The 19,880-nt window shown below is 76.1% G+C and carries 25 protein-coding genes and 2 pseudogenes; 14 read left to right on the top strand and 13 right to left on the bottom strand.

What is annotated here, in order from left to right; translation table 11 throughout:
- Nucleotides 1-161 precede the first annotated feature (161 nt).
- A complete protein-coding gene (locus GTR00_RS00205) occupies nucleotides 162-350 on the bottom strand; it encodes a heme biosynthesis protein HemY (protein WP_166609645.1) in 189 nt (62 codons plus the stop codon).
- Between GTR00_RS00205 and GTR00_RS25325 the strand changes: the two genes are divergently transcribed.
- Nucleotides 280-1,107: an MFS transporter gene (locus tag GTR00_RS25325; protein ID WP_323132106.1), complete on the top strand. Its 828-nt coding sequence runs from the start codon at nucleotides 280-282 to the stop codon at nucleotides 1,105-1,107. The genes GTR00_RS00205 and GTR00_RS25325 overlap by 71 nt on opposite strands.
- A gap of 53 nt (nucleotides 1,108-1,160) precedes the next feature.
- Here the strand turns inward: GTR00_RS25325 and GTR00_RS00195 are convergent, their stop codons facing one another.
- Nucleotides 1,161-1,751, bottom strand: coding sequence for a TetR/AcrR family transcriptional regulator (locus GTR00_RS00195; protein ID WP_323132105.1), 591 nt, complete (start codon nucleotides 1,749-1,751; stop codon nucleotides 1,161-1,163).
- A 96-nt stretch (nucleotides 1,752-1,847) separates the two neighbouring features.
- Between GTR00_RS00195 and GTR00_RS00190 the strand changes: the two genes are divergently transcribed.
- The 6 genes and pseudogenes from GTR00_RS00190 (at nucleotide 1,848) to GTR00_RS00170 (ending at nucleotide 5,610) form a co-directional block, all read left to right on the top strand.
- A complete protein-coding gene (locus GTR00_RS00190) occupies nucleotides 1,848-2,768 on the top strand; it encodes an alpha/beta hydrolase family protein (protein ID WP_166609643.1) in 921 nt (306 codons plus the stop codon).
- A gap of 85 nt (nucleotides 2,769-2,853) precedes the next feature.
- A pseudogene (locus GTR00_RS26140) lies at nucleotides 2,854-3,117 on the top strand (hypothetical protein); the annotation flags it as partial.
- Between the two features lie 9 nt (nucleotides 3,118-3,126).
- Nucleotides 3,127-3,675 (top strand): hypothetical protein, encoded by a 549-nt coding sequence (locus GTR00_RS25320; RefSeq protein WP_407659559.1) that lies wholly within the window; start codon nucleotides 3,127-3,129, stop codon nucleotides 3,673-3,675.
- Nucleotides 3,567-4,238 carry a transposase gene (locus tag GTR00_RS00180; RefSeq protein ID WP_323132108.1) on the top strand — a complete coding sequence of 224 codons (672 nt, stop codon included), beginning with the start codon at nucleotides 3,567-3,569 and terminating at the stop codon, nucleotides 4,236-4,238. The genes GTR00_RS25320 and GTR00_RS00180 overlap by 109 nt, the downstream gene beginning before the upstream one ends.
- Nucleotides 4,235-5,065, top strand: a complete 831-nt coding sequence (locus tag GTR00_RS00175) for an MFS transporter (protein WP_323132104.1) — start codon at nucleotides 4,235-4,237, stop codon at nucleotides 5,063-5,065. Before GTR00_RS00180 ends, GTR00_RS00175 begins: the two co-directional genes overlap by 4 nt.
- Before the next feature lie 128 nt (nucleotides 5,066-5,193).
- The gene (locus GTR00_RS00170; RefSeq protein ID WP_166609641.1) at nucleotides 5,194-5,610 is read left to right on the top strand and encodes a GlcG/HbpS family heme-binding protein; all 417 of its coding nucleotides are present in this window, start codon (nucleotides 5,194-5,196) and stop codon (nucleotides 5,608-5,610) included.
- Here the strand turns inward: GTR00_RS00170 and GTR00_RS00165 are convergent.
- Together GTR00_RS00165 and GTR00_RS00160 are read right to left on the bottom strand one after the other, a co-directional pair.
- Nucleotides 5,593-5,943, bottom strand: a pseudogene (locus GTR00_RS00165) (alpha/beta hydrolase fold domain-containing protein); the annotation flags it as partial. The gene GTR00_RS00170 and the pseudogene GTR00_RS00165 sit on opposite strands and share 18 nt — an antisense overlap.
- A 232-nt stretch (nucleotides 5,944-6,175) precedes the next feature.
- Nucleotides 6,176-6,679: a DUF1801 domain-containing protein gene (locus tag GTR00_RS00160; protein WP_166609640.1), complete on the bottom strand. Its 504-nt coding sequence runs from the start codon at nucleotides 6,677-6,679 to the stop codon at nucleotides 6,176-6,178.
- A gap of 186 nt (nucleotides 6,680-6,865) precedes the next feature.
- Here GTR00_RS00160 and GTR00_RS00155 point away from each other — a divergent pair, with 186 nt between their 5' ends.
- The 3 genes from GTR00_RS00155 to GTR00_RS00145 all read left to right on the top strand — a co-directional run bounded on the left by GTR00_RS00155 (nucleotide 6,866) and on the right by GTR00_RS00145 (nucleotide 9,842).
- Nucleotides 6,866-7,690, top strand: coding sequence for a nucleotidyltransferase family protein (locus GTR00_RS00155; RefSeq protein WP_323132102.1), 825 nt, complete (start codon nucleotides 6,866-6,868; stop codon nucleotides 7,688-7,690).
- Between the two features lie 1,316 nt (nucleotides 7,691-9,006).
- A complete protein-coding gene (locus GTR00_RS00150) occupies nucleotides 9,007-9,486 on the top strand; it encodes a hypothetical protein (RefSeq protein WP_166609639.1) in 480 nt (159 codons plus the stop codon).
- Nucleotides 9,486-9,842 (top strand): transcriptional regulator, encoded by a 357-nt coding sequence (locus GTR00_RS00145; RefSeq protein ID WP_166609638.1) that lies wholly within the window; start codon nucleotides 9,486-9,488, stop codon nucleotides 9,840-9,842. The genes GTR00_RS00150 and GTR00_RS00145 overlap by 1 nt, the downstream gene beginning before the upstream one ends.
- Before the next feature lie 76 nt (nucleotides 9,843-9,918).
- Here the strand turns inward: GTR00_RS00145 and GTR00_RS00140 are convergent, their stop codons facing one another.
- From GTR00_RS00140 to GTR00_RS00125, 4 genes are all read right to left on the bottom strand, one after another.
- The gene (locus GTR00_RS00140) at nucleotides 9,919-10,518 is read right to left on the bottom strand and encodes a hypothetical protein (protein ID WP_166609637.1); all 600 of its coding nucleotides are present in this window, start codon (nucleotides 10,516-10,518) and stop codon (nucleotides 9,919-9,921) included.
- A complete protein-coding gene (locus GTR00_RS00135) occupies nucleotides 10,515-11,594 on the bottom strand; it encodes a PEP/pyruvate-binding domain-containing protein (protein WP_166609636.1) in 1,080 nt (359 codons plus the stop codon). The genes GTR00_RS00140 and GTR00_RS00135 overlap by 4 nt, the downstream gene beginning before the upstream one ends.
- A 3-nt stretch (nucleotides 11,595-11,597) precedes the next feature.
- A complete protein-coding gene (locus tag GTR00_RS00130) occupies nucleotides 11,598-11,984 on the bottom strand; it encodes a hypothetical protein (RefSeq protein WP_166609635.1) in 387 nt (128 codons plus the stop codon).
- A 242-nt stretch (nucleotides 11,985-12,226) separates the two neighbouring features.
- A complete protein-coding gene (locus GTR00_RS00125) occupies nucleotides 12,227-12,907 on the bottom strand; it encodes an NADPH-dependent F420 reductase (protein ID WP_166609634.1) in 681 nt (226 codons plus the stop codon).
- A gap of 157 nt (nucleotides 12,908-13,064) precedes the next feature.
- On the opposite strand from GTR00_RS00125, the gene GTR00_RS00120 reads away from it, so the two are divergent.
- Nucleotides 13,065-13,445 carry a VOC family protein gene (locus GTR00_RS00120; protein WP_166609633.1) on the top strand — a complete coding sequence of 127 codons (381 nt, stop codon included), beginning with the start codon at nucleotides 13,065-13,067 and terminating at the stop codon, nucleotides 13,443-13,445.
- A 72-nt stretch (nucleotides 13,446-13,517) separates the two neighbouring features.
- On the opposite strand, the gene GTR00_RS00115 is transcribed toward GTR00_RS00120, so the two are convergent.
- Entirely contained in the window at nucleotides 13,518-13,994 is a 477-nt protein-coding gene (locus GTR00_RS00115; RefSeq protein ID WP_166609632.1) for a DUF2000 domain-containing protein, read from the bottom strand.
- A 190-nt stretch (nucleotides 13,995-14,184) separates the two neighbouring features.
- Between GTR00_RS00115 and GTR00_RS25315 the strand changes: the two genes are divergently transcribed.
- On the top strand, nucleotides 14,185-14,631 hold the full coding sequence (locus GTR00_RS25315) for an Lrp/AsnC family transcriptional regulator (protein WP_166609652.1): 447 nt from the start codon (nucleotides 14,185-14,187) through the stop codon (nucleotides 14,629-14,631).
- Nucleotides 14,632-14,715: 84 nt separating this feature from the next.
- Here GTR00_RS25315 and GTR00_RS00105 read toward each other — a convergent pair whose 3' ends face one another.
- The 4 genes from GTR00_RS00105 to GTR00_RS00090 form a co-directional block, all read right to left on the bottom strand.
- Nucleotides 14,716-16,251: an FtsX-like permease family protein gene (locus GTR00_RS00105; RefSeq protein ID WP_166609631.1), complete on the bottom strand. Its 1,536-nt coding sequence runs from the start codon at nucleotides 16,249-16,251 to the stop codon at nucleotides 14,716-14,718.
- Entirely contained in the window at nucleotides 16,248-16,970 is a 723-nt protein-coding gene (locus GTR00_RS00100) for an ABC transporter ATP-binding protein (protein ID WP_166609630.1), read from the bottom strand. Before GTR00_RS00100 ends, GTR00_RS00105 begins: the two co-directional genes overlap by 4 nt.
- Nucleotides 16,967-17,503 (bottom strand): PadR family transcriptional regulator, encoded by a 537-nt coding sequence (locus tag GTR00_RS00095; protein WP_166609651.1) that lies wholly within the window; start codon nucleotides 17,501-17,503, stop codon nucleotides 16,967-16,969. The genes GTR00_RS00100 and GTR00_RS00095 overlap by 4 nt, the downstream gene beginning before the upstream one ends.
- A 106-nt stretch (nucleotides 17,504-17,609) precedes the next feature.
- Complete coding sequence (locus GTR00_RS00090; protein ID WP_166609629.1) at nucleotides 17,610-17,894, bottom strand: hypothetical protein; 285 nt, start codon at nucleotides 17,892-17,894, stop codon at nucleotides 17,610-17,612.
- Nucleotides 17,895-18,146: 252 nt separating this feature from the next.
- Between GTR00_RS00090 and GTR00_RS00085 the strand changes: the two genes are divergently transcribed.
- Nucleotides 18,147-18,806 (top strand): YdeI/OmpD-associated family protein, encoded by a 660-nt coding sequence (locus GTR00_RS00085; RefSeq protein ID WP_166609628.1) that lies wholly within the window; start codon nucleotides 18,147-18,149, stop codon nucleotides 18,804-18,806.
- A 141-nt stretch (nucleotides 18,807-18,947) separates the two neighbouring features.
- Entirely contained in the window at nucleotides 18,948-19,835 is an 888-nt protein-coding gene (locus GTR00_RS00080; protein WP_205704728.1) for an alpha/beta hydrolase, read from the top strand.
- Nucleotides 19,836-19,880 lie beyond the last annotated feature (45 nt).

The following is a 19,880-nucleotide window of genomic DNA, read 5'->3' as shown; positions in this document are numbered from 1 at the left end:
CGGGGGGTGGGCGGCATGGGTTCTCCGTGGTGGCGTCCGTGGTCGACATCGGTGGTGCGGGTGGTGCTCGGCCGGCACGACGACGATAGGTGAGCGGCCGGGGGCGCACACCTCCACCCCGGCTCGGCCGACGGGCCGGTGCGCGGGTCGTCGGGGGCCGCTCAGCCGGGGTGGCGCAGCACGGCGTCGCGGTCGGGGTCGCGACCCGCTGCGGGGTCGGGGACCGGCCGGGACCGCTGCCCCTCGATCGTGCGGTCCAGGGGGACCGGCTCGGGCAGGGTGCGGTACCGCTGCCGGGGGTCGGGCGCGCCCCGCGCGCCGGGGTCCTCGGCTTCCTGCTGTCCGCTCACGGGGACCGCCTCCCTGCTCGTTGCGGGGCGCGCCGGGGCGCCGGGTGCGTGCCCCTCCATCGTCCTCCCGGCGCGGCCGCGCCGCACCGGCTCCGGCACCGGTCGGGTGGCCGTGGCGGGGGGTGGGTCCGGCGTCCGCCCGCCGCCCGCACCTCACCCCGCTGGAGCGGGCGGACCTGGTCACGGTGGTCCTGGACCGGCTGCGGTTCCGCCACCCCCTGCCGCGCTCGGCGGTGTAAGGGGCGGTGTACGGGGCGGCGTCGGTGGCCGAGCGGGTCGAGGCGCACCGGGCGCCGGCCGCTGCGGTCACCGACAGCGAGCGCGCCGCCTGGCACCGCTCCGCGGCGAGCCTGGTCCGCGCGGACGCGGTGGCCGGCCGCCCCGCCGAGGCGGCAGCGGCCCTGCGGCGCGCCCGGGAGGCGTACGACGGTGCGCACCTGGCGCAACCCGTGGCGAGCACCCGCTGGTCGGCCGGTCTGCTGCCGACCGCTGGGGCGAACGCGTCGTCATGACCACCGGTCTGGGCCTGGCGGGGACGGTGCTGTTGTTGACCAGCCGCGCGCACCACCCGATCACGATGGGCTGCTCCTTCCTCCTCGCCGGCGCGGCCGGCGCGGCGGTGCACGCCTCGAGCGGTCGGTTGATCATGGGCTGGTTCGCCGCCGGGGAACGCGGTCTGGCGATGGGGCTGCGTCAAACCGGGTCTTCGGATCTGCGGGTGGGAAGGTGTGGCTACCACTTCCACGGCGACGGCTGAGATCTCAACTCGCCAGGTCCGGCCGCCCACCTATCCGGTGAGGACCGTGCAGCTCATCCCTCGCGAGGGGAGTGAGTGACCGCGGTCCGGCACCCGGCGAGGAGGCGGGTGACCATCTGTCGGGCCTCATCCCTGCCGTAACCCGGCCCGGGGATGGACAGGTTCCCCACCGCGCGCAGCAACGTGAACGCGGTGACCTGCGGGTCGACCTCCCCGGCGTCCTGGCCGGCTGCAAGCAAGGACGAGCACGCCGGCACCAGCTCCTCGAGGATCAAGGCGTGCAGATTCACCAGGCTCGGGTCTTCTGAAAGCAGGGCCTCGCTGAGTCCGTGCTTGGTGACGAGGAAGTCCACGAACGCCGCCATCCACCGCTCCAGCGCCTCGACTGCGGGGATCGGCTGCTCGAGCAGGGACGCCGCGAGGGCCGTGCACTCCTGGACCTGGTGGCGGTAGACAGCGCCCACGAGGTCCGCGCGGGTGGGGAAGTGACGGTAGACCGTGCCCACACCGACCCCGGCCCGTTCGGCGACGTCGCGCACCGGGGCCTGCACGCCGTGCTCGACGAACGCCTCCGTCGCCGCGCTCAGCAGTGCCTCGCGGCTTCGCTGCATGCCGGCCTGGCGTACTCCGGTCGTGGGGGTCACCACGCCCTCCCTTGCTGGCGGAACAGTGTTCCGCTAACTTTGGCGGAACGATGCTCCGCCAGTGTGGCAGAGCCGGCCCTCCTCCAAGGACATCCCATGCCCGAAGCCCTCGACCGTCAGCTCATCGCGGTCAAGCCCATCACCGTTCCCACCACCGGCCACGGCATCGAACGCAGCCTCGACCTGCAGGTCAAGGTCACCGCACCCGCGCAGGGTCAGGACCTGCCCGTCATCGTCTTCTCCCACGGCAACGCCTGGTCCATGGACGGCTACGAACCCCTCGTCGACCGCTGGGCCGCCGCCGGGTTCGTCGTCGTCCAGCCCACCCACCTGGACTCCCGCCGCAACCGCATCGGCTTCGACGACCCCCGCTTCTCCACCATCTGGCGGGTCCGCATCGCCGATCTGCACGCCGTCCTGGACCACCTCGGCGACGTCCTCGACCAGGTCCCCGGCCTGACCCCCCGCGTCGACGCGGGCCGCGTCGCCGCCGTCGGGCACTCCTGGGGCGGACAGAGCACCGGCGCCCTGCTCGGGGCCCGCGTCCTGGACGCCGACGGCACCCCGGGAGAGGACTTCACCCACCCCGCCGTGAAGGCGGGCGCGCTCATCGCGACCACCGGCACCGGTGACACGCTGACCCCGTTCGCGCTGGAGCACCTGCCGTTCATGCGCCCTGGTTACTCCACCATGACCACCCCCGCCCTCATCGTCACCGGCGGCAAGGATCAGTCGGCGATGTCCACCCGCGGACCAGACTGGTTCACCGACGCCTTCCACCTCAGCCCCACCCCCAAGCGGATGCTCACCATCACCGACGGCGAGCACACCCTCGGCGGCGTCGCCGGCGAAGCCGTTCGCGAGACCAGCGACGAGGACCCCGCCCGCGTCGCCCTCGTCGCCGACGCCGTCGCCGCCTACCTCCTCGACGCCCTCAGCGGTGACACCACCGCCTGGCGGGACTTGCAGGAGCAGGCCGCAGCGAGTTCCGGCGCCTTCAGCATCGACAGCAAGTAGCTTCCACGCAGCCGGGCTCAACCGTTCCCGCGGCGAGCCCGGCCGCGGATCTTCCTGGCCCGGCCACTGACCAACGAACGGCTGCATCCTGCACTCCTCCTGCAGCCCCACCACCCCCGCCCACACCACCGGGCCATGCTCCGTCGCCGATCAACTGCTGGGGCTGCAGAACCTGCACCTGCTCACCGTCGAGCGCCTCAACCCCGGCACCGACGCCGAGCATTCGCGCGGGCTGCTGCGCCTGACCGTTCAGACCGGCCCACCCGAGGTCGTCGCCTGCCGAACCTGCGGAACCCTCGCCGCCGACCACGGCCGGCGCGAACACCGACTGGCCGACGCACCCTGCTTCGCCACACCAGTGCAACTGATCTGGCGCAAGCGACGCTGGCGCTGCCGCGAACAACGTTGCCCCACCGGCGTCTGGTCCGAGGAGCACCCCGCCCTGCCCGCGCGGGCCAAGCTCACCGCCCGTGCTGTTGAGTGGTCCGTGCAGACGCTGCGATGGGACGACTCCACCGTCTGCGCCCTGGCCCGCCAGCTCGGCGTGGACTGGCACACCCTGATGGACGCCATCCGCACCCGAGCCCACCAGGACCTCAACGACGAACCCGCCCGCGCCGCGCGGCTGGCCGGAGTGGACACGCTCGGGGTCGATGAGCACATCTGGAAGCCGTCAGCCCGCCACCGCGACCGGGCGGTCACCTCCATCGTCGACCTGACCCGCGACCAGGACGGCCGGATCCACGCCCGCCTGCTCGACGTTACCTCGGCCGCTCCGGGCCGGTTTACGCCGATTGGATCCGAGCCCAGACCCGCGACTTCGTCGACGGCATCACCCACGCCTCACTCGACCCGTTCCGCGGCTACGCCAACGCCATCCGCACCGAGTTGCCCAACGACACCGTGACCGTCCTGGACGCCTTCCACGTCGTGAAGCTCGCCTCCACCGCCATGGACGAGGTCCGCCGCCGCGTCCAGCAAGCCACCCTGGGCCGACGCGGCCACAAGAAGGACCCGCTCTACCGGATCCGGCGGCTGCTGACCACGGCGAGGGAGAACCTCACCGACCGCGGCCGCGCCCGCCTCGAGGCCGCGCTGCAGGCTGGTGACCCCGGTCTGGAAGTGACCGTGGCCTGGCACGCCTACCAAGACCTGCGGTCGATGTTCCACGCCGTCACCCCGGCCGCCGGCCGGGCCACCGCGGAGCGGGTGCTCGACTCTTTTCACCGTTGCCCCATCCCGGAGATCGCCCGCCTCGGGCGAACGCTGCGGTCCTGGCGGGTGGAAGTGCTGGCCTACTTCGACACCGGTGGCATCAGCAACGGCGGCACCGAAGCCATCAACCTCATCATCGAAAAGACCCGCCGCCTGGCTCATGGCTTCCGCAACTTCACCAACTACCGCATCCGCATCCTACTCGCCGCCGACGGCACGCGGCCCTGGCGACGACGGCGACGCGGGTCAGGGTGAGCTACCCACCCGCAGATCCGAAGAGCCGTCAAACCGCGCAACCGGCTGGCGTGGCGGTCGCCGCGCTGACTCTGCCCGTCCTGGCCTCGACGACAGTGACGCCTGCACTGCTGCTCCTGGCGTCCTTGAGCCTGGGCTCAGCGGTCCTGGTCGCCGTCTTCGCCCGCGATCCCCGACGCAGCTCGAGCACGCTGGAGCAGGACAGCGCCTCGCCGTACCGAACCCCGGTGCTGTGGCGCATCCACGCCGCCAGTGCCCTGCTGATCGTTCCCCAGTTCACCGTCTCGACCTTCTCCCTGGTCTTCCTCGTCGGGGCGCACCACTTCGACCCCGCCACCGCCGGGAGGGTCCTGGCCTGCGCTCAGATCGCAGGAGCCTGCACGCGACTGCTGGCCGGCTGGTGGTCCGATCGCGTCGCCTCCCGGCTGCGACTGATGCGCACCGTCGCCTTGACCGTCGGGGTCGTCACGGTTCTGCTGTCCCTCACCTCGCACTCCCCGGCCGCAGTGGTCGTTCTGGTCATCGCCGCAGCCGTGACCGTCGCGCCCAACGGCTTGGCCTTCACCGCGGTCGCCGAACACGCCGGGCGTTCCTGGTCCGGACGCGCGCTGGGCATCCAGAACACCGCCCAGAACGCCGTGGCCTTCGCGACCCCACCGGTCCTGGGCGCCCTCATCGGTACCGCCGGTCACGGCCCCGCCTTCCTGGCGGTTCTTCCGCTGCCGCTGCTGGCCGCCGTCGCAATCCCCGTCCGTGCGGAACGTTCCGACACCGACTCGGCCGCCGTCACCCCCTCGGCCGGCTCCACGACGGCCGCCGGGCACTGAACCACCCGTTCGACGCCTGCACGTCCTGACCGGTCATCGACGACCGGTCATCGACGACCAGCCACCGACCCGTCTGCACCGATGAGCTCCCGGAGGAACCCGTGGTTCACTTCCGCACCGTTCCCGCGATGACGAACACCGCTGCTCGTGCTGTGCTCGAAGCCGCCATCACCGCCGCCGACAGCACCGGCCGCAGCTGCGCGATCGCCGTGGTCGACGCCGCCGGCCACCTCAACGCCTTCGCCCGCATGGACGGGGCGCCGGTCATCGCGATCCAGGTCGCCATCGACAAGGCGTACACCGCCGCCGGCTTCGGCACGAGCACCGCAGCCTGGCACGAGACCATTCGAGACGACGCCCCCCTGGCCCTGGGGGCACCAGCGCAGATCGACCGCCTCATCACCTTCGGCGGCGGCGAACCGATCACCGTGGGGAACCAGGTGATCGGCGGCATCGGCGTCTGCGGCGGGCACTGGAGCGAGGACGTCAGCATCGCCCAGGCCGGCCTGCGTGTCCTCACCGAGCGATCACCGCACGTCTCCTGACACCGACCAGGCGGCGGACGAGGAGAACTCCGTGCTGGTCGGTCGGTGCTGGTCGGTCGGTGCTGGTCGGTCGGTGCCGAGGACGCCGGCCAGGAACGCGGTGCCCCGGGTGATCGCGGCCTGGGCGGCGCAGGTGTGCCGCAACGGGTTCAGGCCCACGACGTCGTGGGTGGTCCCGTCGTGGCGCACCGAGGTCACCGGCACCCCGACCGCGCGCAGCTCGGCCGCGTACGCCTCGCCCTCGTCGCGCAGCGGGGAGGCGGTGATCTGCGCGCGCTCCTCGGGGTCGGTGGTGTACTGGTCCCAGAACCACTGCACGCCCTCGCGGGCCAGGTCGTGGTCGGGGAAGACGACGGCGGCGCCCTGGGGGCACGATGCGCACCCGCACGCCGCCGGTGGGCCCGGCCTCGATGCTCAGGTCGGTGACGTCTGCGGCGGGCGGGGTGGAGTTGGCGTCGGCGAAGGCCTGCGCGGGTCCTTCCAGGACCAGCTCCACGGGCTCGGGCACGGTGGGACCGGGCACCGCCGTGGCGCGCGGTGCCCGGGTGGTCGACCTCGGTGCGCTTCAGCCCGGGACCGCGGACCCGGTGCGCTCACCCGCCTCGGCCTCGGTCGCGGCCCGTCCCACGAGCGCACCGAGCCGCGCCCACGCCTCGTCGTCCGGTTCGAGCAGGGCGTACGACGTCGGCCACAGCCCGCCGGGTTCGTCCAGGGTCGCCGACGGGCCGAACCCCAACGTCGAGCACCGCTGCGCGTCCGCCCGCCCGCTGCGGAAGAAGCACACGACCGTCCCCCTCCTCGTGTAACCGGGTTGTCCGTAGTACGGCCTCGGCGCCAGGCCGGCGGAGGTCGCGATCGCGTGCACCCGCCGGGCCGCGGTGCGGTCCGGTTCGGGCATCCGCTCGATCGTCGCCAGCACGTCCGCCTCGTCGGCGGCGGCCCTGGCCGCGCCGCGACCGCGCCGGGCCTGCCTCCTCAGCTCCGAGGCGCGCTCGCGCAGCGCGGCCCGCTCCTGCTCGGAGAACTGCGCGTCCCCGCCGGGCGGGGGTGGATCGGGTTCCGGCGGCATCGCTCCCACCCCTTCGACGAGGGTCCCGCGGGCCGGGTGCCCGCGCACTGGCGACGCTAGGGGTCTCGCCCGGCCGGGCGCTTCTCCGTTCCTGACCGGTCGGCCCGCCCGGAGCGTCCAGGTGCCGTGGAGACGGCCCGGCGCCGGGGCGAGACCGCACCGGGCCGGTGGTGCCAGGCTGTCGGGGTGCTCAGCGGTGCGCGGCTGGAGGAGCTGGCCCGGGGGCTGCTCGAGGTGCCCGGCGTCGAGGCGGTGGCGCTGGGTGGCAGCCGCGCGCGCGGTGAGCACACCCCGTCCTCGGACGTGGACCTCGGGCTGTACTACCGCCCGCCCCTGGACGTGGGCGCGCTGGCCCGCCTGGCCCGCCGGGTCGCCGGGCCCGGGGCGCGGGTGACCGCGCCCGGGGAGTGGGGGCCGTGGGTCGACGGCGGCGGCTGGCTCCACGTCGACGGGGTGCCCGTGGACTGGATCTATCGCGACCTGGACCGCGTGCAGCGCAGCTGGCGCGAGGCGTGCGAGGGCCGCTTCTCCTGGCACTTCCAGGTCGGGCACCCGCTGGGCGTGCCCAGCTTCGCCTACGCCGGGGAAGCGGCCCTGGCGGTCGTGCTGGCCGACGCCACCGGCGAGCTGGGCGCGCTGCACCGCGCCGCGGCCGAGTACCCGCCGCCGCTGCGCGAGGCGGTCGTCGCCGGATCCTGGGAGGCGCTGTTCCTCGTCGCCGCTGCCCGCAAGGGCGCCGCGCGCGGGGACGGCGCCTACGTGGCCGGGTGCCTGTTCCGCGCGCTGGCGCTGTGCGCCCACGCCCTGCACGCCCGCGCGGGGCGGTGGGTGGTCAACGAGAAGGGCCTGCTGCCGGCCGCCGGGCGGCTGCCGCGGGCCCCCGCGCGGTTCAGCGAGCGGGCCCTGGAGGTCCTCGCCGCCGCCGACGGCGGGCCGCCGGCGCTGTCCGCCGCGCTGGACGCCGCCCAGCGGCTCGTCGAGCAGACCCGGCGCCGCTGCGCGAGCGGTTGACGGTTCCCCGCTTCCCCGGTTCCCCGGTTCCCCGGTTCACGCGAGGCGGGACCCGGCCGGGACCGCCCCGGTCGAGGCGGCGGGCGCGGGGGTGCGGCGCCGTGCCCACCGCCGCGCCAGGCGGTGCACCACCAGGGCCGCGGCGGCGGCGAGCAGCAGGGTGCCTGCGGAGCTCAGGAGCAGGGAGGGACGCCCGCGGTCGGCGCGCGGCACCACGGGGGTGAGCTCGGCGCTGCACCAGCCCGGTGGCCAGCTGGAAGTCGACGACCGCGTAGTTCCCGGCGCCGGTGGGCACCCGGGTGGCGGGCCGCACCGCACCGGTGGCCAGGTCCACGCGCGAGACGGTGAAGTCCACGGACGTGGCGGAGCTGCTGGCCCCGACGTCCTGCACGAGCACCTCGCCGTCCGAGCGCCACGCCAGCAGCGCGTCGGCGCTCACCGGCGCGGGCACCGCCTCGCGCGGGTCGCCGGAGACGGCGAGGAAGTCCACGCGCCGGTCGCCCTGCACGGCCAGCAGCCGCCCGTCGGGGGAGAAGGCCACCCCGGCGCTGAGCACGTCACCGGCGCGCGGCGGGGTCAGGGTGCGCAGCACGGGCCCGTCCGCCGCGCGCACCTCGATCGCGTCGCTGCTGCGCTGCACGGCCAGCAGCGCCCCGTCGGGGGAGAAGGCCGCCGAGATCGCGTCCTCCCCCGGCACGGGCACCGCGCGGCCACCGGCCACGTCCAGGACCAGCAGCTGCCCGGCGCGGCCGGGGCCGCCGAAGGGGTGTGCGGGGCCGGTGGGTGAGAGGTACGCCAGGCGGCGGGAGTCCGGCGACCACGCCAGGGGCAGCACGGCCCCGGGCCGGGGCCGCGTCGCCCTGGGTGTCGGGGGCGCCGCGCTCCATCGCGCTGCGCAGGAGGCGGGCGCTGGCACCGTCCGCACCGAGGGCGAGGGCCTGCGGCAGGTCCAGGAACTCCACGCCCAGGCCCTGCTGGTACACCGCCAGGACCCGTCCGGGCGGAGCGGCCTCCAGGGGGCCGGTGCGGTAGCTGTACCCGGGCAGCCGCGCGGGCACGCTCACCGGGCCCGTCGTCGGTGCGCCGGCGGGCAGCACGGCCGGCGCACCGACGACGACCAGCACGACCACGGCGGTGAGCAGCGCGGCGCGGCGCGGGCGGTCCACCCCGCCAGGGTGGCGCGCGGACGGGCCGCTGTCAGCGGTGCGCGGGTGAACCCCGGGTGAGCGCAGGGTGGGCGTGCACCCGCCCGGCGCCCCTCGGACGTCCAGAGCATCCACTTGCCGATGTGGCATGTGGATGCTCAAGGTCGAGCCATGGATGACGACGCCACCGGGGCCCGGGCCGCCGCTCAGGTCGAGCAGGTCCGCCGCGCCCGCCTCGCGGCCGGCCGCCCCACCCCGCCGCGCACCGTGTCCGCCGCGTCCGCCGCGTCCGCCGCGTCCGCCGCGTCCGCCGCGTCCGCCCTGTGCGCCGGCGGCGGGGTGGCGCTGGTCGCCCAGGGCGAGCCCGGCGTGCAGCACCTGCTGTTCCTGGCGGCCGGCCCGCTGTGCTTCGCGGCCGCCCACCTGCTGCCCACGGCCGCGCGCCGCCGCCGCGGCCTGCACGGCTACCGAGGCTGGGGCCGCACGGAGAACACCACCTTCCTGCTGTGCGCGGCGGTGCTGGTGGTCTGCGGGTTCAGCGCCGGCACCGAGCTGGCGTGGATCTTCGCCGGGCTGGGCGTGGCCGCGGGCGCGGCCTGGTACGCGATGCTGCGCGGAGCGCTGGTGGCCGGGGGACGGGTGCGTCCCTGATGGCCGCCACCGCCACCGGCAGCGACGGGGTGGGCGGGGCGGACGGCGCGGCGCCCGTGCTGGAGGAGACCTTCACCTCCGCCGTCCGGCTGCGCATCTGCGCGTACCTGTCCGGGTGCGAGGAGGCCGACTTCAAGGCGGTGCAGGAGTACTGCGGGCTGAGCCAGCCGAACCTGTCCAAGAACGTCACCGTCCTGGCCGAGCGCGGCTACGTCGAGGTCGGCAAGGTCGCCTCCGGCCGCTACACCAAGACCCGCCTGCGCCTGACCGCCACCGGGCAGAGCGTCCTGGACGCGCACGTCGCGGCGCTGCAGCAGATCGTCGACAGCGCCCGCGCGCACCGCACCCGCGGCTGAGGCGCGTCCTCGACCGCTGCGACCGGCGCGAGGCTCGGGCAGGCCGGCCCTCGCGCCGACCCCCGCCCCGCCGGGCTCAGCGGGTCAGGCCGAGGGTCGCGATGAGGTCCTCGTGCAGCTCGAACCACACCCGGTGGCAGGAGTCGCGGTCGGTCCCGGTGATCCACGCGGCCTGCGCGCCCGCCCGGGCCAGGGCGGTGCTGAAGCGCCGGTGGTACCCGGCGAACCGCTCCAGGTGGGCGGTCAGGCGTTCCTCGACCCCCGCCAGGGCCGCCGCGGCGCCCCGCAGCGCGGCGAGCGCGTCGGCGAGGGCGGGGCGGTGCCCGCCGATGCCCAGCTCGGCCAGCTGCCAGGCCGTGCACGTCGCGGCCACCACGTCGTTGAGCGGCAGGAAGTCCTCGTGCGCGGCCTCCACGGCCGCCCGGGCGCCGACCGCGTCGAGCTCGGCCGCCAGCAGCCGCTCGCCGTGGGCCTTGCCGGGCTCGGTCAGCGACCAGCCCTCGCCGTCGGCCCAGGCGGTGACGACGGTCCAGCCGCGGGCGCGGGCGTCCAGGAGGACCTCGCGCACCTCGTCCTCGGCCAGCTGCAGGCGCGCGGCGGTGCGCGGCACGTCGGTCCAGCCCGCGGTCCGCACGGCGTGCAGCACCCGCAGCCCGGTGGGGGAGGCGTGGCTCACCGGTCCTCCTCGGGGTCGGCGGCGGCGACGGTGCCCGCGCTCCCGTCGACGACGACGCGGCGGCCGTCGGTCAGCACGCCCCTGGCGCCGGGGACGGCCAGGACGGCCGGGACGCCGAACTCGCGCGCCACGATCGCGGCGTGGGCGAGCAGCCCGCCGGTCTCGGTCACCACGGCCGCGGCGCGGGCCAGCAGGGGCGTCCAGGCCGGCGAGGTGGTGCGGCAGACGAGCACCTCGCCCGCGGCGAAGCGGGCGAAGCCGTCCAGCCCCTCGACGACCCGCGCCGGTCCCTCGGCGGTGCCGGGGCTGGCGGCGGTGCCCCTCGCCAGGAGCCGGCCGCGCGCCCGCGCGCCGCGCCGGGCGAGGCCGGGGGTGGTGACGGGGCGGGACTGCAGCAGCCAGAGCGTGCCGCCGGCGATCGCCCACTCCACGTCCTGCGGGCACCCGAACACCTCCTCGACCCGGCGGGCGGTCCCGGCCAGGTGCAGGACCTGCGCCGGCGTCAGGGGCCGGCTGCGGGCCCCGGCGCGGCAGGTGGCGGTGCCGCCCTCGACCGTCCAGGTCCACGGGGTCACCGTCCCGCCCACGACCGCCTCGCCCGGGCCGCGGGCGGCCTCGACGACGACCTGGCGCGCCCCGGTGAGCGGGTGCCGGGTGAACACCGCGCCGGCGACCTCGGCGGGGACCGCGGCCTGCACGACCACGGGCACCGCCGCGGCCGGCTGCCGCCCCAGCCGGGCGGCGTACGCGACGGCTCCCGGGCCCGTGCCCGAGGCGGCGGCCCGGCGCACCTGCGCGACCACCTCCGCCGGGTCGGTGACCTCGAGAGCGGTGTGCAGCTGGCCGGCGAACGACGCCTCGGCCCCGTCCTCGGCCAGCGCGGACGAGCGCACCGCCACCGGCCCCGCGAGCCGCCGGCGCAGCACCGCGGCGAGCTCGCCGACCCAGCCGTCGGTGCCCAGCGGGTCGGTGACCACGACCCCGGGCGGGACGTCGAAGCCCGCGCGCACCAGGCGCGCCAGGTTCGCGGCCTTGCCCCCGCACCGCTCGTCCGCCTCCTCCAGGGGGACCAGCACCGCTCAGCGCTCCGCGGGCGAGTCGCCGGCGCGGGACAGCACCCGGTGCAGGCGCTGCTGGGCGGCCTGCGCCGAGCCCAGCCCGAGCGGCTCCGCGATCTGCTGCCACGTCATGCCGGCCCCGCGGGCGGCGAACAGCAGGGCGGACTCCAGCTGGTCGAGCTCGGCCCGGGCGGGGGCGAGCAGCCGCAGCGCGGCGTCCAGGACGACCGGGTCGGCGCCGGCGGCGTCGCGCGCGGTCCACGCCGCGAACCGGACGAGGTCGGTGTCGGAGGCCGGCTGGTGGGGGTGCTGCCAGGGCCGGGGGGCGAGGGCGGCGGCACCGGCCCGGTGCACGGCGTCGCGGGAGCGGTCCAGGTCGGAGGCGTGGCGCTGGTCGTCGAGGGGCACACCACCACTCCACGGCATCAACGCCCCGTTGTCAACATCCTGTTGATGTGCGTGCGGGTGCGGCACGTGCCCCGGCCGGGTTCAGGGGCACCGCGAACGCGGACCCGGTCTGGGCGCCCGGCCGCGGGTCGCCGTGCGCCGGCCGGTGCCCGCCTGACGCGTGGGCGGCGACTCGTCCCGATCAGGGGAGCGTCACCGCTGCGCGGCGGGGGTCGCCGCGCAGCGGTCACGGGGTCAGCCGGTCACCGGATGGAGCGGTCGGCCTGCTCCAGCAGGGTCTGCAGGTCCTCGCGCGTGAGCCGGCGCGGCTCGGCGGGGTCGCCGCTGACGGTGTAGGCGGGGGCGTAGGCGGGCTGGTCGCGCTGCACGCGCCAGCTGTCGGCGAGGCCGCCGATGTCGAAGACGTCGTAGCCGATGCTCTCGATGAAGTCGGCGACGACCTGCTCGGCCGCCTCGTCGTCCCCGGCGATCACGAGCGTGGTGCGGTCGGGCGCCCCGGCGGGACGCTGCAGCTCCCCGAGGTTCTGGGCGAAGATGTTGTTGAAGGCCTTGACGACGCGGGCGCCCGCGAAGTGGTGCTGGACCAGCTCGCTGGTGGTCAGCTCGTGGCTGTCGAGGGCGGCGGTGTCGCCGTCGCGCTCCGGGTAGTAGTTGCAGGTGTCGATGACGACCTTGCCGTCCAGCAGGTGCGCCGGCAGGTCCTGCACGCGCCCCAGCGGGATCGTCACCACGACGACGTCCCCCGCCGCGGCGGCCTCCGCCACGGTCGCCGCGCGCGCCCGCGGACCGAGCCGGTCCACGAGGTCCGTCAAGGACTGCGGGCCGCGCGAGTTCGCGATGACGACGTCGTGGCCGGCGTCGACCGCCAGCTGCGAGAGGACGCTGCCGATGTTGCCGCTGCCGATGATCCCGATGGTGCTCATGGCTGGTGCAAGGCGGCCCGTGCCGGGGCGTATTCCGCGCCGGGCGCGGATCACCGGCACGGCGGGGCACCCGCACGAGGGGTCACCGGAAGGCCACGGCGAGCGCACCCCTGCGTGCTCCCGGTACTGCCGCCCGCTCCCGGCTACCGTTCCCGGGGTGGCCTCCCTGCGCGACATCGTCGTCGACGCCCGGCACCCCGCGTCGCTGGCCCGCTTCTGGGTCGCGGCGCTCGACGGCTACCGGGTCGCTCCCTACGACGAGGAGGAGCTGCGCCGGCTGGCGGCCCAGGGGATCGACGACCCCGAGGACGACCCCAGCGTCCTCGTCGAGGTCGGCCCCGGACGGCCGCGCTTCTTCTTCGCGCAGGTGCCCGAGGGGAAGGTCGTCAAGAACCGCCTCCACCTGGACCTCAGCACCACCGACCACCCCGCCGAGGTGGCTCGCCTGGTCTCGCTGGGCGCCGTCGTCGTGAGCGAGCACGAGGGGTGGGTGCAGATGCGGGACCCCGAGGGCAACGAGTTCTGCCTGCTGCGGTAGCCGCCGACCGTGCGCGGCACCAGGTCGACCTGCGCGGCGCCGCTGCGCACGACGCCGAGGACGGCCCCGGCCTCAGGACATCAGGGGCAGGTGCTCGGTGAGCCTGGTCACGCGGTTGCGGGGCCCGTAGACGGCCAGCGCGACGGGTTCGGCGTCGGCGTCGGGGACCCGCTGGACCTGCTCGGCGTAGTCCTCGTGGGTCTTGGCGCGGCGGGCGGCCTCGGTGAGGACCACCGCCGCGACGCGCTCGTCGGCGCGGGCCGCGCGGAACAGCTCGGTCACCACGGCGGCCGGCGCCGTCAGGACGGGCACGGGCAGCGTCGTGATGCCGGGGTAGGTGGTGCCGGAGGCGTCGGTGACGGCGGGTCCGCTGCGCCCGGGCAGGTGGTGCCCCACGCTGAGGCCCAGGACGGCGGCGGCGTTGACGGCCACGGCGACGGGCAGGTCCTCGCGGCAGACGAGGACGACCTTCTGCGTGGCCGGGGCGACCGCGTCCCGCCCGCCGCCCGCCGGCGCCGTTCCCGGCGCGATCTGCCCGGGGGCGCTCACGCGGCGGCTCCCCGCAGCCGGTGCGGCGGCTGCCCACCCTGCTGCACGTTCCCCACGACCGACCCCCGCCTCTCCTCGCGACGCCGGGCGTGTTCGCCCGACGCCGCCCACGGTAGGTGGCCGGTGGAGTTCCGGGCCATCGATCCGGACCGGTGTTCGGCAGGACGCGTAGAGCCCGGACACGGACCAGATCGACCAGCAGATCGTCGTGGAACTGCAGAGGGACGCGCGCCGCCCGGTGCGCGACATCGCCCGCACCGTGGGGGTGGCCGCCTCCACCTGCTTCGAGCGCATCCGCCGCCTGCACGAGACCGGCACCGTCCTCGGCTACCACGCCGAGGTGGACCTGGCCGCGGTCGGGCGGCGGGTGCAGGCCCTGGTCTCCACCCGGGTGCGCCCCCTGAGCGGCGGGGTCATCGACCGCTTCGAGCGCGAGACCAGCGCCATGCCGCAGGTGATGGCCGTCTTCGTCGTCGCCGGCGGGGACGACTTCCTGCTGCACGTGGGCGTGAGCACGATGGAGGACCTGCACTCGTCCCTGGTCGACACCCTCAGCCGGCGCAAGGAGGTCGTCGGCTTCCGCACCTCGATGATCTTCCGCCACCGCCGCAACCCCGCCGTGGCCCCGCTGCTGTGAGGGCGGGGAGGGGGCGAGCGCGCCGGCGACGTCTCCTCCCCCCACGAGCGGGGACGTCGCCGGCGCAGCCGCCCGGACGCGCTGTCAGCCCGCGCGCAGCTCCGAGGGCTGCACGCTGCGCTGCAGCAGCGGCAGGACGGCCAGCACGGCGAGCACGCTGGTGCCCAGCGCGGCGCCGACCAGGACGAGCAGGGGGCTCCAGGGCACCGCGACCTCGACGGTGCGCAGCACCGCGTCGCCGGTGGCGGCGTCGAAGACGGTGGTGCTGGCGGTGGTGCCCAGGATCCCGCGGGCGCCCAGGACCCCGGCCGTGGCGGCCAGCACGACCGGGGCCACCAGCGGCAGCAGCGTCTCGACCAGCACCGCCGCGTGCAACGTGCTGCGCGGCACCCCCGTGGCGCTCATGCCGGCCAGGACGCTGCGCCGGCTGACCACGCCCTCGACCGCGCCCACGACCAGGCCAGCCGCCGCGATGACCGCGGCGATGACGAAGCCGGCGTCCACCAGGGCCAGCGTCTGGGCGTACGAGCTGGCCGGGTCCGGCACGGCGAGCAGGTCCGCCCGAACCCCCTGGTTCAGGGCGGCCAGCAGCACCACGACCAGCAGCGCGGCGTGCGTGCGGGCCGCGGTCGTGGGCGCGGCCACCAGCCGGCGCCCGGCCAGCAGCAGCGCCGGGCGGCGCACCCGCGCGGCCAGCGCGGCGCCCACCGCGGCGGCCAGCGCCCCGGTGCCCAGCAGCAGCCCCACCGCCGTGGCCAGCAGCAGCGCGGTGAACAGCAGCCCGCTCACCTGGGGCGCGGCGTCCTGCAGGCCCAGCAGTTCCAGCAGGGCGGTGAAACCGGCCGTGCCGGCGGTGCCCACGGCCAGCAGGACCACCGGCAGCACCCGCACCGGGCGCTGCTGCTCGCGGCGCACCACGCCGAAGGGCGTCACCGCCACCCGCCGCATGCTCAGCACCGCGAACAGCGCGGCCGAGACGGGGACGGCGACGACCACCGCGAGCAGCGCCGGCCAGGGCGGCAGCACGTCGGTGGGCAGGCGCCGCGCCAGGCCGCTGAACTGCTCGGTGACGGTGCCCGTGCTGCCGTTGTCGTAGGTGACGGTGCGGTCCAGCGCCCACGTCGCCCGCACCGGGGCGTCCAGCACGGCGCGCAGCACGAGGAACAGCCCGGTGCCCGCGACCGATCCCAGCAGGGCCGCGACGCCGGTCTCGGCGGCCACGACGCGCACGACGTCACCGGGGGTGGCGCCCTGCAACCTCAGCGCCGCCAGCCGGCGCTCGCGCGCCGGGGCGCCGACGCGGGCGCACTGCCCCGCGAAGGCCAGGACGGGCACGCACAGCAGCACCAGCGCGGCGACCACCCCGGCGTGCAGGCCCGGCTCGTTGAGCGCGGCGGTGGTGTACGGGCCGTGCTCGGGGCCCATCCAGGCCACGGTGGCCGCGCACAGCAGCGCCAGCGCGGCGGCCCCGGCCCCGGTGGCCGTCAGGGCGATGCGGGTGCGGTCCCCGCGCCCGCCGGAGGCGGCGGTGCGCAGCACCGTCGCCCAGGAGGGGCCGCGGTCGGTGCGCTCGGGCGCGGTGCGCCCGGACCGTCGGCCGGAGACCTCGGTGGCGCTCACGGGGTGCTCCGCAGCGCCGCGGGAGCGCCGGGACCCGGGGTGCCGGCGAGGGGCGGGGGCCCCTGCACCGTGCCGTCGCGCACGACGACCTCGCGGTCGGCGTAGGCGGCGGTGCGCGCGTCGTGGGTGACCAGCAGCACCGTCGTGGCCGCGCTGCGCGCCACGCGGGTCAGCTGGGTCATCACCTGCTCGCTGGCCAGGGTGTCCAGGGCCCCGGTGGGTTCGTCGGCGAAGAGGACCTCCGGTTCGGTGACCAGCGCCCGCGCGGCGGCCACCCGCTGCGCCTGGCCGCCGGACACCTCCCCGGGCCGCTTGCCGGCCAGGTCGGCGACGTCGAAGCGCTCCAGCCAGTTCCGCGCGGCGGTCACCGCCTCGCGCCGGCGCACCCCCGCCAGCAGCAGCGGCATCGCCACGTTCTCGGCGGCGGTCAGTTCCGGCACCAGGTGCCCGAACTGGAACAGCACGCCGAAACGGCTGCGGCGCAGGCGGGAGCGGTGCGCCTCGGAGGTGTCGTCGATGCGCTGGCCGTCGAGGTGGACGGATCCGGCGTCGGGGCGCACGATGCCGGCCAGGCAGTGCAGCAGCGTGGACTTGCCGGAACCGGACGGGCCGGTGATGGCGACGACCTCACCGCGGGCGGCGGCGAAGTCGACGCCGCGCAGCGCGGGGGAGTTCCCGTAGGACTTCACCACCCCCCGCGCGGTGATCTGGTGGTTCACGGGGTGATCTCCTCGGTCAGTGCGGCGACGCGGGCCAGTGCCGTGTCGATCCAGTGCAGGTCGGCGTTGAGGTGTTCCAGGGCGTAGTCCGCGGCGAGGACCTCGGTCAGCGCGGCCCCCGGCGCGGTCTTGGTGCGCGTGTAGACGCGCATGCGTTCCAGGTGGGCGGCGCGCTGGCGGTGCAGGTAGTCGCGGGCGGCGTCGCCACCGGCGATCAGGACGGCCACGGTGACCTTCACCGCCAGCGGGTTGGCGACGAAGGGGCTGGGGGGTTCGACCTCCTCCAGCCACCGCTGCAGCTCGGCGCGCCCCTCGGCGGTCAGCGCGTAGGCGGTGCGGTCCGGGCCGCCGACGCGCTCGGGTTCCTGCTGCTGGACGAACCCGTCGCGGGCCAGGCGGGCCAGGGTGGCGTACACCTGCGCGCTGGCCAGCGGGCGCGCCGCGGGGAAGCGCGCGTCGTAGTGGCGCTTGAGTTCGTAGCCGTGCCGCTCGCCCGGGACGAGCAGCCCGAGCAGGACGTGGCCCAGGGACATGCCCGTCACTATGCATCACGTTGCTAGTGGCGGGCAATCCCCTCGGCGGCAGCGCTGCGCCGTCGGGGTCGGTGACCGCGCGGGGACCGGACGGGCGCGGGAGCGCTCAGGTGAGGTGCAGCGCGTCGGCGCGGCTGAGGTCGATCAGCCGCTGCGCCGCCGGCGGGGCGTCCAGGAAGAGGACGTCGCGCTGCCCCTCGTGCAGGCGCGCGGCGTGGTGCGTGCGCACCGCTCCGGCGGCGGCCAGGACGTCGGCGGCCGCGGAGACGGCCGCGCACGGCAGGTCCAGGGCCTCGCTGACGCGCCAGGCGGGCAGGGCGCCGCGGTGCTGGCGGTACCAGGCGCGCACGTACGCCCACACCCGCTGCTCCTCGTCGGTGAACTTCGGCATGTCCGCTCCTGTGGTGCGCGCGGTGCTCGGGCTGGCGGGGCTCGTGCTGGGGTCGGCGCTGTCGCGGTGTCTGCGCTGTCGCGGTGTCGGCGCCGCTGTCGCTGCGACGTGCGGCCAGGGTAGGCGGGCGATGTTTCCGGTGTGTGACGCGCGGGGCGCCCGGGCGCGTGCCGGTCGCCCGCGTGCCGGTCGCCCGCGTGCCGGTCGCCCGCGGGCCCGGGTGGTGTCGCAGGTGCCCCCTAGCGTGGTGCCGTGGCCGTGCTGGAGCTGCCGGAGCTGCTCGTCGCCGACGCCCGCGCGCTGCGCGCGTGGCTGGCGGTGCACCACGCCTCCTCCCCGGGGGTGTGGCTGGTGTTGGGCAGGAAGGGCGGGGCGCTGACCTCGCTGACGTGGCAGCAGGCGGTGGACGAGGCGCTGTGCGTCGGCTGGATCGACGGGCAGGGCCGCAAGCGCGACGAGCAGAGCTCGCTGGTCCGCTACACCCCCAGGGGGCGGCGCAGCGCGTGGTCGCAGCGCAACGTGGCGAACGTGGCCCGGCTGCGGGAGCAGGGGCTGGTGCTGCCGGCGGGCCTGGCGGCGGTCGCGGCGGCGCAGGCGGACGGGCGCTGGGAGGCGGCGTACGCGGCGCCCTCGCAGGCGCAGGTGCCGGCCGACCTCGCCTCCGCGATCGCCGCCGACGCGGCGGCGCAGGCGATGTTCGAGGTGCTGACCCGCACGAACCGCTACGCGATGATCCACCGCCTCGGGGCGCTCAAGCGGGCCGAGACCCGCCGGCGCAGGATCGAGGAGTTCGTGGCGATGCTCGCCCGGGGCGAGACGATCCACCCGCAGAGGGCCAGGCCCCCCGCCGCACCGCCACCTCCCGGCGGCGACGGCCCGCCGCAGGAGCGGGCCGGTCGGGCCGGCACCTGACGTGCAGCGTCCCCGGCGGCCCGCCCACCGCTCCCGGGCGGACGCGGTGCACGCTCAGCACAACGCGGTGCGCGCTGAGCCGAGCGCGGCGGGGTGCTCGCGCACTAGCTTCCCGGTCACGGGATCGAGGAGGAGGCGGCTGTGGCGGAGTTGACCCCGACCGAGGTGCACGACATCGAGCGCGCGAACGAGACCGGCCGTCCGGTCGTCGTCTTCGTGCACGGCCTGTGGCTGCTGTCCAGCAGCTGGGACCGCTGGCGGTCCCTGTTCGAGGAGGCCGGCTACGCGAGCATCGCGCCCGGCTGGCCCGACGACCCCGCCGGCGTCGCCGAGGCGCGCGCCCACCCGGACGTCTTCGCCCGCAAGAGGGTCGGGCGGGTCACCGAGCACCACCTGGCGGCGATCGCGCAGCTGCGCGTCAGGCCCGCGGTGGTCGGGCACTCCTTCGGCGGGCTGATCGCCCAGCGCATCGCGGGGACGGGGGCGTCCGCGGCCACCGTGGCCATCGACCCCGCCCCCTTCCGCGGGGTGCTCGCGCTGCCGCTGTCCTCGCTGCGCTCGGCCGCTGCGGTACTGAGCAACCCGGCCAACGTCCGGCGCGCGGTCACGCTGACCTTCGAGCAGTTCCGCTACGGCTGGGCCAACGCCCTGTCCGAGCAGGAGGCGCGCAGCCTGTACGAGGAGCACCACGTCGCCGCCCCCGGCGCGCCCCTGTTCCAGGCGGCCGCGGCGAACCTCAACCCGTTCACCGAGGTCGAGGTCGACGTCCACCACCCCCGGCGCGGACCGCTGCTGCTGATCTCCGGCGAGGAGGACGCCACGGTGCCGTGGGCCATCACCCGCGCCAGCTACAGCCGGCAGAAGCGCAACCGCGGCCTCACCGAGATCGTGGAGGTCCCCGGGCGGGGGCACTCCCTGACGATCGACTCCGGCTGGCGCGAGGTCGCGCAGACGGCGCTCGACTTCGTGAGCACGCACCTGCCCTCCGCCACCCGCGGGGATCCCGAGGCGCACGGCACCCACCGCTGAACCCGGCGGAGCCGGAACCCGTGCACGCCGGTGCTGGCCCGGGTC

The organism is Kineococcus indalonis (assembly GCF_009906395.1).
GTDB lineage: Bacteria > Actinomycetota > Actinomycetes > Actinomycetales > Kineococcaceae > Kineococcus > Kineococcus indalonis.
This window is presented reverse-complemented; position numbering and strand designations above follow the sequence as displayed.